The sequence below is a fragment of the Erysipelotrichaceae bacterium 66202529 genome, from assembly GCA_017161075.1.
In the GTDB taxonomy this organism is placed as follows: Bacteria; Bacillota_I; Bacilli_A; order Erysipelotrichales; family Erysipelotrichaceae; genus Clostridium_AQ.
The window spans coordinates 438,904-453,567 of record CP046174.1 but is presented as its reverse complement, the minus strand read 5'-3'; the positions used below and the strand labels follow the sequence as shown (position 1 = coordinate 453,567).

16 protein-coding genes are annotated in these 14,664 nt (G+C 44.7%); all 16 read right to left on the bottom strand.

Going from position 1 to position 14,664, the window contains the following annotated elements; all coding sequences use genetic code 11:
• Positions 1-12: 12 nt before the first annotated feature.
• Positions 13-2,439: a hypothetical protein gene (locus tag GKZ87_02070; protein ID QSI27855.1), complete on the bottom strand. Its 2,427-nt coding sequence runs from the start codon at positions 2,437-2,439 to the stop codon at positions 13-15.
• A 604-nt stretch (positions 2,440-3,043) separates the two neighbouring features.
• Complete coding sequence (locus tag GKZ87_02065; protein QSI27854.1) at positions 3,044-3,337, bottom strand: hypothetical protein; 294 nt, start codon at positions 3,335-3,337, stop codon at positions 3,044-3,046.
• A gap of 82 nt (positions 3,338-3,419) precedes the next feature.
• Positions 3,420-4,181, bottom strand: a complete 762-nt coding sequence (locus GKZ87_02060; GenBank protein QSI27853.1) for a hypothetical protein — start codon at positions 4,179-4,181, stop codon at positions 3,420-3,422.
• A gap of 5 nt (positions 4,182-4,186) precedes the next feature.
• The gene (locus GKZ87_02055) at positions 4,187-4,438 is read right to left on the bottom strand and encodes a hypothetical protein (GenBank protein ID QSI27852.1); all 252 of its coding nucleotides are present in this window, start codon (positions 4,436-4,438) and stop codon (positions 4,187-4,189) included.
• 809 nt (positions 4,439-5,247) lie between these two features.
• A complete protein-coding gene (locus tag GKZ87_02050; GenBank protein QSI24372.1) occupies positions 5,248-5,850 on the bottom strand; it encodes a hypothetical protein in 603 nt (200 codons plus the stop codon).
• Positions 5,851-5,854: 4 nt separating this feature from the next.
• Entirely contained in the window at positions 5,855-6,634 is a 780-nt protein-coding gene (locus tag GKZ87_02045) for a hypothetical protein (protein ID QSI24371.1), read from the bottom strand.
• On the bottom strand, positions 6,621-7,034 hold the full coding sequence (locus GKZ87_02040; GenBank protein ID QSI24370.1) for a phage tail protein: 414 nt from the start codon (positions 7,032-7,034) through the stop codon (positions 6,621-6,623). The genes GKZ87_02045 and GKZ87_02040 overlap by 14 nt, the downstream gene beginning before the upstream one ends.
• A gap of 62 nt (positions 7,035-7,096) precedes the next feature.
• The gene (locus tag GKZ87_02035) at positions 7,097-7,276 is read right to left on the bottom strand and encodes a hypothetical protein (GenBank protein QSI24369.1); all 180 of its coding nucleotides are present in this window, start codon (positions 7,274-7,276) and stop codon (positions 7,097-7,099) included.
• Positions 7,273-7,635, bottom strand: a complete 363-nt coding sequence (locus tag GKZ87_02030) for a phage tail assembly protein (protein ID QSI24368.1) — start codon at positions 7,633-7,635, stop codon at positions 7,273-7,275. Before GKZ87_02030 ends, GKZ87_02035 begins: the two co-directional genes overlap by 4 nt.
• A gap of 10 nt (positions 7,636-7,645) precedes the next feature.
• Positions 7,646-8,077: a phage tail protein gene (locus tag GKZ87_02025; protein ID QSI24367.1), complete on the bottom strand. Its 432-nt coding sequence runs from the start codon at positions 8,075-8,077 to the stop codon at positions 7,646-7,648.
• A 16-nt stretch (positions 8,078-8,093) separates the two neighbouring features.
• Positions 8,094-9,812 carry a phage tail sheath family protein gene (locus GKZ87_02020; GenBank protein ID QSI24366.1) on the bottom strand — a complete coding sequence of 573 codons (1,719 nt, stop codon included), beginning with the start codon at positions 9,810-9,812 and terminating at the stop codon, positions 8,094-8,096.
• A 66-nt stretch (positions 9,813-9,878) separates the two neighbouring features.
• Positions 9,879-10,262: a DUF4280 domain-containing protein gene (locus GKZ87_02015; GenBank protein QSI24365.1), complete on the bottom strand. Its 384-nt coding sequence runs from the start codon at positions 10,260-10,262 to the stop codon at positions 9,879-9,881.
• Between the two features lie 2 nt (positions 10,263-10,264).
• Positions 10,265-10,813: a DUF4255 domain-containing protein gene (locus tag GKZ87_02010; protein ID QSI24364.1), complete on the bottom strand. Its 549-nt coding sequence runs from the start codon at positions 10,811-10,813 to the stop codon at positions 10,265-10,267.
• Entirely contained in the window at positions 10,810-12,138 is a 1,329-nt protein-coding gene (locus GKZ87_02005) for an MORN motif containing protein (protein QSI24363.1), read from the bottom strand. The genes GKZ87_02010 and GKZ87_02005 overlap by 4 nt, the downstream gene beginning before the upstream one ends.
• Positions 12,135-12,920: a hypothetical protein gene (locus GKZ87_02000; GenBank protein ID QSI24362.1), complete on the bottom strand. Its 786-nt coding sequence runs from the start codon at positions 12,918-12,920 to the stop codon at positions 12,135-12,137. Before GKZ87_02000 ends, GKZ87_02005 begins: the two co-directional genes overlap by 4 nt.
• Positions 12,913-14,523 (bottom strand): hypothetical protein, encoded by a 1,611-nt coding sequence (locus GKZ87_01995; GenBank protein QSI24361.1) that lies wholly within the window; start codon positions 14,521-14,523, stop codon positions 12,913-12,915. Before GKZ87_01995 ends, GKZ87_02000 begins: the two co-directional genes overlap by 8 nt.
• Positions 14,524-14,664: the final 141 nt, after the last annotated feature.

The following is a 14,664-nucleotide window of genomic DNA, read 5'->3' as shown; positions in this document are numbered from 1 at the left end:
CGGTTTTTTATCTTAGTCCGCATGAACTTCGGCCTTGCTTCCTCTTAAAATCCTCACGGCTCCCACCTGCATAATACCCGCTTTGTTTTCCATGAGGTTCTCCACATGGCACATCACTGTATCCTGTTTCCATATACGACCTCTTATCTCACAATTCGAGACCGTACAATCGGAAAACACACTCTGTATATAGTGCTTCAGCTCCTCCGCTTTGCAGTATTCCCCAATTCTCCAGCCTTTTCCGTCCCGTCCATGAACAGGATGCAGATACGTTTTGATCTGTTCCTTTACAAGCCCATCCAAATCCAGATCCTCATGCTCTATTTCCAACAGGATATCGAGCATAACGGTTTCCGGAGATCGTACGATTATGTCCTTATGAAAGGTATCTGGCAGCTTCTTTTGTAAAAGCTCCTGTACCTGCTGTTTCCTTTCACGGCTCTGCATCGTAAAGCCTGCATCTGTCCACAAAACAAACGTGTGTATTTCCCCATCCTGCGCATAACAACGCACATCCTGTACATCCGGAAGCTGATCCAGCACATACCGTTCCATATCCTGCAGAGTCAGTATGTGTACAGGCTCTGTTTGTGAATGAGAAAGTCTTTGTATCAGATGCTCATCCGTTTCTCTGATCCGCTGCCAGCTGGAATTTGTCAATGTATGAACGGCGGTTATCCTCTGCGTGCTTTGTGCAGGAAATACAACTGTCCCCTGCGGCAGCTCCTGTGGCTGTTCTCGCCTTCTGCAAATGAGCTTTACACGAATACGCGCTGCTTCCGTTCTCTCTTGCAGGATTGTTCGGCTTATCGTAACGATTCGCTGATTCTCATCATAATAAATCTGATGCTTTTGAAGATTTTCGGAATCAGCCGCAAATGTACATTTCTGCCAGTCATTCCTATCCTGAATATACACCTCACAAACATCCTCTTCGCAGGTTATATCCACCGGCAGCTCCTGTATATAGAATTCTTTTTCAATCTGTATTTCATCATCACCATATGCATACACACAATTCGGCTGTATGCTTAATAGACGGTTATTGAGCATACTGCCATCCGTTTGTACGCAAAGCCAATAGCCAGCTTTTCCAAAGCGCTGCGTTTCCTTCATATCGGAGGGGAAAAACATACTGAGCAATCCACTGTGAGAAAGCCCATCCGTTTCATCCTCCACCGCCAATGGTCTCAGCGCAGCTCCCTCGTCTATGAAATATCGTACATTCTGCATGCAATCAAAGGAATGCTGCAGCTCCACAAACATACGGCACGCTCCTGCCGCCGGCTTTTGATTGAACAGAAAATACATAGATGTCCGCTGTACAGGAAAGCCAGGAAACAACAAAAAGGAATGACCGTTTTCTATGGTTTGACTTTCTCCATTCGCATAGGTTCTCATACTTTTTGGATATATACGGCTGTTTCCATAATCATATTCCCAACGGGAATGCTGAATCAGCGGGATATGATGGTAGGATGGCAGCTGATAACAGTTTTCTGCTTTCGTAATCATTAACCGAAACCAGTAGCTTTCCACACCGTCATAGGTGTATGGAAGCATGTCTTTCGGACAGCGAAAATGCATGGTACAGGAATCCTTCGGCTGATGAAAAAAATCCTTTGAAAAATGAACATCATTCAGCTTTACCCATTCTCCATTGAAATACTCCAGGCGTACACCATCCACATAGACATCATAGACAACCTGCTGTCTGGGAAGCCTGCGCATAAATAAATGATATTCCTGATCCTCAATCAGCTCTTTCCCCGCCGTATACAGTTGTTCCCCGGTGGAAAACCTCCAGGTCAGCTCTGCACCAAGGCGCGTAAAAACCTCATCGCAGCGCATATAGCACGTCTGAAATATGGATATCGGAGCATCTGTCAGTGGAAAGCTTCCAGGATTTTCCTCCATATCCTGTACACTGATACTGTCCGGATAAGCAGAAGCACCAGGTATACGCAGATAGATACCATTCATCCATAGTGCCGGAATATGCTGTGTATCGCCTACCTCCATGGAAAACAGAAGCTCTCCTTCATCCATGGGAAAGCTCTCCTGAAAATGAAAGCTGAGATGGTTTTTATGCAGCGTCAGCGTCCAATCCTTGCGCAGCTCATTTGCAAATCGTATCTGCCAGGTAACACTGCCGGATACCAGCCATGTGAGAAATTCTTCAAGCTGCGCCTCACCGATTTCAAAATAAACCTCGCAAATCGCATGCTTCCTGCGTTTAAAGATATTTCCAACCGTAAACTGCAGCGCGTACCGTTGGATATTATTGCCATGTTCTGTAAACAGTGGGATATCTTTACACATAGGAAACTGCAGAATTTCACGTGTATTTGGATATGCGAAAAACACCTCCTTTGCATACGTTTGCTGAAGCTGGATATCTTCCTTCACTTTGATTGGAAGCAAGGAGCTTCCCTGCATATACAGAGGAGTATCCTTTTTCATAAGCGTATGAGAAAAAGAGGGGGAAGGCTGGATTTTAAGACAGGTCATACATGTCTGTCCATATATGCGCTGATATGGCAGCCGGTTGAAATACCGGGTCCTGTGAACCTGCATCAGCTGCTGCAAGGAGGCTTGCGTTCTCATCAGCATTTCAATCCCGATATCCTGAAGAATTGCCGCAGGATCATGTTCATCCGCCTGCCATTCGTTCAAATATGCATGCTGCCGTTGTTTCTGAAGCATCTTAACATCAATCATACCCCTGCCACCTTTCCTTATTTCCTTCCCTGTTTTGTGTATACTGTCTTACACGCATTATATTTCCTTATATGATTCCTCTTTCAATTACTCTCGTGGTGTGATACCCATTATATTTCTTATCACCTTGTACACACGGTATTTCATGCTTACTGTCCTCTGTTCTATTACTCTTGTATTGTAATTACCTATTGCATTTCTTATCTCTACACATACTATTGTTTCTTACAAGCTGTCTGCTGTGCCATTACGTCCACAATGAAATTCATATTACGATCCTTGTGATCAACATACTTTCATTCGCATCCAGCAAGTGAAATGCCTATTCATTCTCCAGCGGTAACGGGTATTGTAAAGAATCGCTCTGACCGTTTTGCCTGCACACGTAGGTAATCGTAAGCAGCAGCACTGCATCCTCCCGCTGAAAGTTTACCTGAATATCATCAATACGCGGCTCCCAAGTATGCAGGGATGCGATAACCTCACGCTGTATCATATCCTCTGTTTCAACTCCTTGATTTTCAAACACATAATCCTTTAAGCGACTGCCAAAGGAGGAAAGCATCCATCTCTCCTTTACATGAGTTGACAATATCAGGAAAACACTGGTTCGTATACGCTGTGCCTCATCACACAGCGCTGCATGATGCGTCCATGGATCAATCTGAAAGGGAAAGGAAAGCACTGCTTTGCGATGTTTATCCAAGCTTCACAAGTCCTCCCTGTACCTCTGTAATACCACTGGCAGAAATTTTCACACCGGAATTCCCCTTAACAGCTACATCCAGCTTCGCCTCCAGTTTCAGCTTCTGTCCACTGAATTTGGTGTCCATCTTCGTTTCGCTTGTCAGTGTCTGTCCCTTTATCTGCAGATTCTTTCCTTCCAGTGTAATACTTCCATCCTTTTTCATGGTAATGCTGCTGTTTCCACAATGCAGGGTCAACTCCTTTTCCGCATCCAGTGCAATGCTTCCGTTTTTTCCGTCTATATGCAGTGTGCTATCTTTTAGCTGTACAGAAAGGAGCTGTTCCTTTTCATCCAGCTTCAGTGAGGTATCCTTGCAGGTCACCTCCATTTTTGAGGCATCCTGCTCATCCCATATGGACAGCTGCATACCATTTTTCATATGCCATTGCTTCTGTTCATTTTTCTCACTGCAGGCATTCCATAAAGAGCTGTCATTCGCAGCTATACAACCGATGGCAACTGCTCTGCGTGTTGTCTCGCCGGTAAACAGCACCATGACCTGATCCCCGATTTCCGGTCGGCATAAAAAACCGAAGCCTGCACCGCCATAGGGAAGAAGAAGCTCCACCCCCTCCAGCAGATCCTTCCCATCCTCCATATACGGAAGCTTCACCTGCAGCGTTGCTTTCTTTTCCTCACTTCCATATCCGGCAACCGTCGCAATTACCATATTGCGAAAGCTGCCCTGTTCGTCCATATGCATAAGATCCATTTTCATCATCCTTTCTGTATAACTGCCTCCCATTCGGTATAGGCACTGACATGATCTATATGGTGGATAACGCGTATGACATAGCTCTGTATTTTATCTCTGTCGCCGGTTTCTGGCAGAATCAGCTGGGAGCCACACAACAGCCAGGGCAGGACTACACACTGTCCGTTACATTTCGCATAACTGTTTTCCACCTCTTTTTTGATTCCGCTTATCATATACTTTAATTCTTCCATATCATGAAATCCATCATCCATTATGCTTGTGGAGGTATGCTTCACAATATTGGAAAGCTTTTGGGTATAGGGAAGGGTTGAAGCCGCGATACTTTCCTGCACCGCCTTTTTTTCTGTAAATCCGTCACAGGCTGCTGTTTGTACATTCCCGATAAGATCCTGTATGGTATATCTGCATTCCACCCGGTATACTTCCTGCGCAGCATCCAGCTCCATCGTTTCTCTGTGTACGGTGAAACGCGGTTCAAAGCACAGGGTATCTCCACGAACATAGCAGGTATTCAAGGTCTGTGAGCATAGTCTTTGCAGGATATCATAATCTGTAAAGCCATAGGCTGACCACAGGGTATCCACGGCCGCAGCCAGTGGCATAATACTCACAGAGGCAGTATATTCTGCATACAGAGCTGTGTTCAGGATATCCTGAAGCAAGGCATTCTTCGTTTTTCCACTTTCAACAGCACATCGCTTATGCAGCATCATCAGGCCCTTGACATCCTGTGCATACAGCTCCAGCTCCTGCAGACTTCCGCTTCCGCTTTCCCGCAGCGTAATCGTATGAACATAGCCCTGAAAGAGCAGCTCCTCCGTTTTCTGATAGCCCGCCTCGATCGTGATACATGCGCCGCTTTGCAATACAGCTTTCACGGCACCGGTATCTGTAATATCACAAAAGAGAAGCTCTGCGGTATTGGTTTTTAGCTCACAGGATGTATCGACATGCAATTCTTTTAACGTAAGACAGCCCGGATACAGCTGCTGTTTATCAATGTGTACGGTTACTGTAAGCTTTTCAAAGCCTGCATTTGCAGTTTTTGCTTCACTCAGCTTCATAATCTTGCCTTCTTCACATCATTTTGCTGTGCAAGATTTTTCCAGTTTTCACTGTCTTTATAATCGCGCAGAGCATCCAGAAAGGAGGTATGCACACGCAGCTCCGATTGTTCACTGGGATTCACTGTTTGTAGCTGTTCCCCATAATACTCTCCGGCTATGGATATAGAAACCTCGCCGCGTACGGGAATGCCGGAAGGAGAAAACATCGTATAGCGGACATCTATTTTTTCCAATATACCGATAACGCAGATGGAACTCCAGGTAAAGCAGATTTTCTTTAATTGCTCCTTGGTTTCCACACCGACGTTAGTATACGGATACAGCTTCCGTATATAGGAGCGAATATCCTCATAGCTGCTTTGGGATATAGAGGTATAGGTATTATAGAAAAGTGTTGTGGATAGATGCAGTACCTGTTTTTCCTTCTTCGTATCCACAGGATTCACCTTAGGATCCTTGGATCCATTTTCCATGCTGTATAAGGAAGCAACCGCTTCACTGATTGAAATTTCATTCGGATTGAACTGTACATAAAACACATCCGATCCCGGTTTTCCACTATCATCCACATTAGATAGCTTTGCCTTTGTCAGCATATACCTATCTCCTTCCCTCACGCAGTCGTTCCTGCTTTAATTTACGCTCTACTTCCCGTACAACAGCTCTTATTAAAGCATTCATGTCAATGCTTTGACTTTCTGGCATTATCTGCTGCTTGGTCTCTGCTTTTTTCTCTGCTTCATTCTCCTTTGGGATAACCTGATTTTGCAGTCGCTGCCTTTCCCGATACAGCAGCTTTCTGCTTTGCTTTTGTACCACAGGATGGAGTACCTGCCTCCAGGTCTGCAAGGAAACAGATGTGAACAAAGATGATTTGTGCAGTCGTACACCTTGGGGATAGATGGACAAATGCTTCTGCATGTACGCGTTTAAATAGCTTTTTGTTTCTGTATGTTGTAAATAGCCTGTGACAAGCTCCCTGGCTTTGGCTGGATGGTATTGATAATAATTTTTTTCTTCCAGCAAACGCTGCTCTGCCATTTGTTTTACAGAAAACCGGGCAAGACGAAGCTGCAGGATGCTCCCCGGATAGCTTCTGTTTATGATCCTTTTTGATTGTATGACAAGGCTACTGCTATTGCTTTGCTGCTGCAGCTGTAAAAAGGTTTGCGCCTGATGCACATGCATTGTCATATTGTGATGAATATGGTGCGTATGCTCCTCTTTTCGTATAACACTGGTTTTTATTTCTTTGAGAACTGTCTTCGGTCTTAAAAGAACCGGGTGAAAGCCATGCCGGTAGAACGCATCCGTCGATAGTATTGCAATGGGTCGGAATTTTTTCAGTTTACGCTTCTGCCTCCAGTTATGAAAGAACATAAAGCTCTCCATATGCCAGTGTAAAGGTATCAATCAGGATTTCATTGCTCTGTGCCTGCATAGCAGACACCTCCCATTTCGCTACCACAAGATTTTTTAATGTATAGGTTTTCATGACCGTCCTTCCATCATTTCCATATACCTCAATCGCCATGGAGTCAATCTGCTCGCCTACCAGATAAAACGGATGCTGCTGTTCACTGTAAACTCCCTTTTTCAGGGTTATCGTCCCCTGTGAGGTTGTGCGTTTAGGGAAAAGGAGAACAGAATCATTCCGTCCTCCTTCCTGGTATGTCTCCACTTCAATTTCCCGGGCGATGCCGCTCAGCTCCTGAAATCCCATAGTTGTATTTTGTATGGTCACACCAAAACGGTAGGCATGCAGTAATTCCATTGTCATAAAGCTATAAATACCGGATATGCTCGGTATCCCTTTCCTTTTCTGTTCATACACACCTCCGATTATATGTCGAATATACTTTCAGACTCTCCATTTGCTCTGCGGTTGATTTTGCCGGCTTCTTCACAGAAGCGGTTGCGTTCCTTATGCGGCAGATTCAGAAGCTCATCATAGCTCCAGTGAAAGTAATAAGCCAGGAATGAAATCTGTTCATATAACGTATCGCGACTGTACAGACTCAATCCCTTTGTGAAAAATTTATCGGTTCATCAAACTCCTTGCCGCAGTGCGGGCAGGTTACGTGAATGATCATATCCTCATTATTGTTTATCGTTTCATACATATTTTGAAGAAAATTAGCATCTACTGTGTACATATCGGCAATCATTTCCGGAGTGACACAATCACAGCCCTCCAGCTTTGTAATGACTCTGCTAAGCAGAACAACCGTCATGTACTCCGGGGCTGAGCGGGTTCTAAAATCCCGTACAGCATCCAGCTCATCCCTTGCGGTTGCAAGTCGCATGGTACCGTTTTTATGTATCACACCTTCTGCATCACGATATCCCTTGGGCAGCGTAAATGTGTATTCTGTCTGCATATTCTTTCACCTACCCTCTGATAATCGCTTCGCAAGCGATATCCACGGATTCCACAGCCAGCTCGTTACCGGTGGCGCTGAAATCAGAAAGTGCCAGCTTGATAGGAATTGCTTTCTGCAGTGTCCATGAGGTAAGAACCGTTTTATGATCATCTCCCAGCAATTCAATTACCACATCCTCCTGTTTCACAGTTGCGGTTTGCGTACTGTTCAGCCAGTCATATAGTGCCTTGTTGGCAGTCAATCCGTATTTTAATGTTACGTTGCCATATTTTACAATGCCCTGCTGTTTGATCACAGAGCTGGATTCGTAATTTCCTTCCCGATACTCAATCGGTTCATAGGAAATATCTCCACCGGATATCTCGGAGAATCCCATGTCTCCAAGACTTCCCACAGTAACCTTGTAATTATATTTTTTAAATGGATATACAACAGCCATAGTGCTTCCTCCTTATTTATGACAGTTCCTGCATCTTCTGTGTAATACGGAAGATAACGAACTCTGCCGGACGTACCGGTGCAATACCAATTACACAAATCAATCTGCCATTCAGAATATCATCCTGTGTCATAGTCGATGGGCCAATGTTGATAAAGAATGCCTGATCCTCACTGGAGCCAGCCAGTGCACCACTTCTCCACAGCGTATTTAGGAACATATGAATCGTTCCTTCCACACGCATCCAGAGATTGGCATCATTCGGCTCGAATACCGCCCAGTTCGTATTGGCACGAATACTTTCCTCTACATAGATGAAAAGCCTGCGCACATTGATATATTTCCATGACGGATCAGAGGACATCGTTCTGGCACCCCAGACACGGATTCCCTGTCCAGGCAGGGAACGAATCAGATTGATTCCCTTCGGATTCACCTTTCCCTGCTCCACCTCATTGTAATTCACACTTAACCCGGTACAGCTGCGGATAACCTCATTTGCAGGAGCCTTATGCACTCCGCGCATATTGTCCACACGCGCATAAATACCTGCCATGGAGGCACTCGGTGGAAAATAGCTGTTTGTTTTCATAAGTGGATCAAACATCTGCAGCCATGGATGATAGATGGCCGCATAGGTGGAATCAAAATAGGAACGATGGGTCAGCATCTCATCCACACTGCGCGTATCAGAAGGCATATCCAGAATGGCAAAACGATTTGTTAGTCCTTCACAATGTGCGACAAGTGCACTTTGCACTTCCGGAATTGTCACACCCGGTATCGCCATAATACTGACATCATCCACCTCTTTGAAGGCTTCCAAACCGCTGCGCTTACCTGGGCCTTTATCCTCCCCCAGAAACAACTCGGCACCTTCTTCTATTACGGTTTTTCCATCCTTCAAAAAGCCGGTATAAGCAGCGTCGTTTAATGCAAACTGCGTCAGCCAGGAGGAAAGCCTGTCAACGGATTCCTCTTCTATGGAGAATACTGCGTGCAATATGATTCCCTTTCCCATAACGCGGTTCACAAAATCCGTAGCTGCGCTGTTCAGTGAAACATTATAGGTTTCCACGATACCGTCACATTCTGCTTGTATAAGAAAACCGATTCGATGTAGAAATATGGAAGGAAGCATATTGTTATCTGCGTATGGAATCGTAAAGCTGTGTTCCAGCTCCAGCTCTCCCTCACGTACACTGACAATACGGTTGTATTCTTTTCCTTCATTGGATACGAGCTCCACTAGATCACCAGCCTCATATCCGCTGATACTCTTAACACGGAATATCCGCTGTTCCTCATCCTTAGCTTCTTCCAGGATATTTGTTTTGATCAGGCGCTGTTTTTCCATGGAGACGCGGATTTCATTTCCCCATGCGCCGACACTGCCTGCTTCCAGATGCAGAGTGACACCTTCATGTGCCAGCTTTAGAACAGCAGCCGTATCCTGACTGCTTGCGACACGCATGACATAGCAGCAGCTGCCGCCGTTTGTAAAAAACTGATCAATTCCATACGCTAAATGGCGGTATTTCACAGAGGCATCCAGATATCCTCCAAACACGCTGCGAAATTGTGAAAGTCCGGTAATCAGCACCGGCTTTCCGGTAACAGGGCCGCGCTTCGCAAGCCCGATAAACCCTGCTGTCGATGTTCCAACACCCTCCATGGCTTTTGGCCCGCTGTCAAACTCCTCTACGTATACTCCCGGTGATAAATATTCTGCCATTGTTACTCCTCCTTTTTTCTATACGTTCTACATCCAGACAATCGTTCTGCAACTGCATATATACAGTTATTTCACTGTAACCTTTTGTGCCGGTGTGGATATGAACTGGATGATACCTCCATATGCACACATTGCCTTGGCATCCATTGTTAATACCGGGCTTCCTTTCAGCTGAACAGTGGGTCCTGTAATCATCCATGGTCCAGCTATTACAGGAATACAGGGCATCGGTGTCAGCACTCCCAGTGCAGCAGCTGTTGCACTGGCTACCATAGGATTCGCCAAGCTCTGACACATACCGAATGTTGGAATACTGCCGAGACTGATATCCTGCATGGTACCTACAGGCAATCCTGCCAATACACTGGTATTACTCAATGCCTGAAAGGGACACGGTGCCACCCCAAACGAGCATTTCATCATAGCTCCTGTTGTTACAATCGCTCCCATATTTAAACTCCTCCCTTGTGTTTACTTTTTGTCTTGACATCCACATGCCGTACAATATTGACCTTTTCATTTTTCATAGAAGCTATCTCCACCGGTGCAACTCGCAGATACAATGCAGGCTGCAAAGGCTGATGAAGACTTTCCCATATATGAATTTTCGAATCCAGCTCCATATTGACAAACTGCAGAGGAAGCTGACAGTTCTTTACCTGCAAGACAGACAAATCATGGAAGATCTGTATCATTTTCTCATACAGGATCTCCTCCTGCTCCTTATTGTAACCGCCAAAGCGTGCATCCTCATTCACATAGATCAGGTAGCTCAGTTCCATCAGTTTTGGGGGGAATACACGGGAATCTCCATCCACACTTGCATAGCGCTGTGCGGTTATGGAGTATTCGCTGATATCATACAGATAGATACCGATCTGTACATCCTGATGCTCATGTCTGGGAATGCAGAGCTGCACGCCGTCGCGGTCCAGCAGATAATCCGGATACAACTGGTCAATCAGCTGTGCGCATAGTGTCTTAGATACCTCATGGATCATTTCACAAATTTCTCACTTTCTTCCTTTGCTGCCTCATCCTCCTTTAGCATGATTGTATACAGCAGCTTATCCTCATATATCGGATAGCCATAGCCGATAGACAGCTCCGTTACCGGATAGAGGACACGCCTTGTAAGATCAAGCTGGAAATGGTATTGCAATTCTTCTATATTATTACCGTGATCTACAAGGCTTGTACATTTGCGATATTCTTTAAATTGTTTATTTTCCGTAAGCCGTAGTGCTATTACATCGTAGGCATCCATCAGAAGCTCTTGTGTATGCGAATGATATTTTTTCTGCCATGAGGCTTCAATTTTATCCGAGTCCGTTCCAGTATTAGGATCATCAATATTGTTATCCACCATCATGATGGAGGAAATTACGATATCCTTAGGCTCCTGCTTATCCTTCAGCTTCCATTCTTTCTCGCCTTTATCCAGCTTTAATGGATATTTGGTAAAAAAAGCCAGGGATAACAAATCTGTTTTGTATACGATTGCCGTTGTATTTTCATAAACATAAATCTGATACGGCAATAGAAAGCTTGTTTGTACATCTTCTAGTGTGGATGGCAGAAAGGATGTGAAGTTGATATGCCCTTCATGCATGGCACCGGTATAGTAAGCCTTGCCGAAGGTATCAAACAGCGTACCGGTACCCTGCGGCTTTCCAAAGGCAAATTCTCCCTGATACACCTTGCGGGTATAGGCACCTTCCTCATACAGAATCCCCTGTCCATGCCGCATATTGTCAAGAAATTCCCCTTCATAGTCAATGTTTCCATGCTCATCGTAATAAATCCCCTTCCCTTCAAATTCACCATCTACAAAGGAGCCTTCATATAGTAAAGCATATCTTTCATCGACTTTGCGATAGGCCGTTCCATCTCCATCCGCACGGTTGTTATGCACCTCTCCGACATATTTGCGCATGTCTCCTTTGTCAAAATACAGGGTACCGCTTTTATCCTCCATAACATTATCCACAAATTCACCGGTATAGATTTTGTGTCCGTGTTCATCATATAAGGTTCCCTTGCCATTGCATGCCCCATTGGAAAACATGCCCTCATAGGTAAGCTTTCCTTCCTGATTCAGGATTTTCACATTACCCTGGTATTTTGCCAGATTCAAATCGTTATAGGAAAAGGTGGCAGCCTCCATATTCTGATTGGTGATGCGATTTAAGAGCTGCTGCAAATCTCTGCGAAAGAAAAAAATCGGAATACAGAGAACAAGCAGTAACAGAAGCATAAATACCCTGCGGTCAATATATATATGAAAGAAGCGTACGTAATCTTCACTGGAATGTTTTCTTTTCATGGATCCATACGTTCTTCCCCAATGCGCTGTAAACCGTCATAGGTTCGCTCGCTCCATTCCATATATTTATATATGCCGATGCCGCACAATACCAGAATACCAATACCGGCCAAAACGATACTGCCGATGCGAATGAATAGGGTCCAGTTATATGTTTTCCGAATAAAAGCGTCTTCCATATCATAGAGATCATTCATCAACTGTGCATAGTCATGATAATCTCTATGCTCCACCTTTTCCACAAACTTCAAATACTTATCCGGACACTGATAGCATCGCATGTGACGGGTTTCTTTCCCCTGTGACAGGATATTTACAAGCAGCTGTGAGGTTGTACAGATTGCTGTTGTATGTAGTGGATGCTGCAGATGTGAAAAGTTGGGATTCAGAAATAATTCGATATCCAGCATTGAGGTAACACCGATGCTGTAGATATCCAGCGTCAGATCCAAAAGGCGTTCCGGCCAATGAGTGCGCATACACGCAAATACAAGATTGCGGCATAGGCTAATACGCTCCTGTATGGTATGGGATTCCTGAAGCCATGTGGATAGCGGAACCGCTTCAACGTATGGCTGAATCAGACAGAAGCTGCCCAGATAGAAGCTATAAGGAAGATCATTGTCCATACATAAAGAAATCAGTGATCTTTGTAATTGTTCCTGTGTAATACAAAACACACGGTATGTGTGAGTGTCATATTCGTATAAATGACAGGTACAGGATGGATTTTTATACAGGACACCCATGTGCTTCCAGTGTTCAAGATGCAACTCACTCATGTCCATCCATCACCTTTACATAGGCATTGACCTGCTGATCATGATAGTACGCACGAATTTGATAAAGACCACACGTATGACCGGCAATAAAGGTTCCATCCTCCTGCAATTCTCCACCACTGCGTTCATCCAGTGAATAACGTACTTCTTTGCTGTCATCCTCTTTTTCAAATACCGCTGTGAAATGACAAATATCCTGAGGTTTACAGGTGAGTGTGGAAGGCTCCAAACGAAGCAGACGGTTTTCCTTTTCCTCATTTTGTTTCATATCCCAGGCCTTCGCATACCAGTGTAAACACAGCTTCTGTTCAAAGCAATCCTCGGGTACGGCTACAGCAGCCTGAAAGCAACCTGTCCAGGGATAACTGCGTACGGCCCAGCGGATATCCTCTTTTTGAAACAGCGAGCTGTCCCCGCTGATTACTTGTCTTTGGTATTCTTGTGCATCCGCATTCTCATGCAGCTCCAGAGATAGCTGAAGCTGCACTTCCCCGGGGCCAAGACCATGGCTGATTTCATCACTGTAAAAAACCGGATGCAGGCTGTCACATTGAAAACTCAGAATACCGCAGGCTTCCTTAGTCTGTGGAGATTCCGCAAAATACTTGTCATGCTGTTCAGGCGGGCTCCAATGAAGTTTTCGCTGAAATTCATTTACAACCATATCCAATTGCGGCCTTTGGCATTCCAACCGTCCTGTTTCTTCCACCCTTTGAATTTCCAGATGATCCTTTTGAAAACAAAAGTCTACATAGCCAAGCACCAGCTCTTTCTGAAATACGAACGGCTTTTTCAGGAATCGGGTCGTCACAGCCTGCTCTATATGCTCAGCTATTTCTATTTCAAAGGATGCACATGAAGGGGAGACCAGACGGTTCTCCAGCTTCAGCTGATCGATATGAAACATCGCATAATGGCCTCCGGCTTGTTCATTACGTTTTAAGGGTATCACCATGGAGCACTTTGTTTGTTTTTGTTTTGTAGAAAGTTCAATGCTCTGTATATGATACAGTGGAGAACGAAGGGTCATTGACAATTCAACGGCTGTTTCCTGTTTCTGTTCTATAAAAAGCGGAAGCTGAACATCCCCTGCTTGCGGCAGAATGCGGGGAATATGCAGATACAGTTTGCGGTAGCTATCCTCATAAACCACCTGTTCCTGAAACAATTCCTCTTCCAGATAATCCGGCAGCCGAAGCTTTTGAATACGAAGCTCGTATCCATCCTCCCATTTTCCATATTCCTCATGCTGGTCTGCACTTGGAAATTCAACAAACTCTTTATCTATCGCCGCTTCCTTATAATGCAATGTGATCCATCCGGCATTTGCATTGAGCCGGGAAAAGCCGGACAGCTCTTCCAGCATGATAGTCAAATTCTGTTCCAAATGTATATAATTACCTTTCGCATCAACAGCACTTCCCGCACTGATCTGTAAGGCTTCCTTTGATTGCCTGGATATATGAAGGCCATATAAAATGCCTTCCCCAAGCATGAGGTGTGTACGCTCCTTTATCTGATCCAGCAAATAACGCTGCTCACATATAAAGTCCTCGCTGCGCAGCATTTTTCCATGATAATACCTGTTTCTCTGTTTTTGCATACTGTATCACCGCCCATATTGTAATAAAGTATTTCTTTTCCTTTATTTTAGCAGAATTGAATTAAATATTCCTACATTTGGGACGAATGGTAATGTACAGGGATGAATGGTAAGTTACAATGTTTTTAAAATTCGCTCTGC

Excerpts from the sequence above, each read along its gene's own strand:
- GKZ87_02070 (QSI27855.1), bottom strand. The coding sequence starts at position 2,439 with ATGCAGGGAAGCTCCTTGCTTCCAATCAAAGTGAAGGAAGATATCCAG.
- GKZ87_02060 (QSI27853.1), bottom strand. The coding sequence starts at position 4,181 with ATGGATCTTATGCATATGGACGAACAGGGCAGCTTTCGCAATATGGTA.
- GKZ87_02055 (QSI27852.1), bottom strand. The coding sequence starts at position 4,438 with ATGGATGATGGATTTCATGATATGGAAGAATTAAAGTATATGATAAGC.
- GKZ87_02050 (QSI24372.1), bottom strand. The coding sequence starts at position 5,850 with ATGCTGACAAAGGCAAAGCTATCTAATGTGGATGATAGTGGAAAACCG.
- GKZ87_02045 (QSI24371.1), bottom strand. The coding sequence starts at position 6,634 with ATGTTCTTTCATAACTGGAGGCAGAAGCGTAAACTGAAAAAATTCCGA.
- GKZ87_02040 (QSI24370.1), bottom strand. The coding sequence starts at position 7,034 with ATGACAATGGAATTACTGCATGCCTACCGTTTTGGTGTGACCATACAA.
- GKZ87_02030 (QSI24368.1), bottom strand. The coding sequence starts at position 7,635 with ATGCAGACAGAATACACATTTACGCTGCCCAAGGGATATCGTGATGCA.
- GKZ87_02025 (QSI24367.1), bottom strand. The coding sequence starts at position 8,077 with ATGGCTGTTGTATATCCATTTAAAAAATATAATTACAAGGTTACTGTG.
- GKZ87_02020 (QSI24366.1), bottom strand. The coding sequence starts at position 9,812 with ATGGCAGAATATTTATCACCGGGAGTATACGTAGAGGAGTTTGACAGC.
- GKZ87_02015 (QSI24365.1), bottom strand. The coding sequence starts at position 10,262 with ATGGGAGCGATTGTAACAACAGGAGCTATGATGAAATGCTCGTTTGGG.
- GKZ87_02010 (QSI24364.1), bottom strand. The coding sequence starts at position 10,813 with ATGATCCATGAGGTATCTAAGACACTATGCGCACAGCTGATTGACCAG.
- GKZ87_02005 (QSI24363.1), bottom strand. The coding sequence starts at position 12,138 with ATGAAAAGAAAACATTCCAGTGAAGATTACGTACGCTTCTTTCATATA.
- GKZ87_02000 (QSI24362.1), bottom strand. The coding sequence starts at position 12,920 with ATGAGTGAGTTGCATCTTGAACACTGGAAGCACATGGGTGTCCTGTAT.
- GKZ87_01995 (QSI24361.1), bottom strand. The coding sequence starts at position 14,523 with ATGCAAAAACAGAGAAACAGGTATTATCATGGAAAAATGCTGCGCAGC.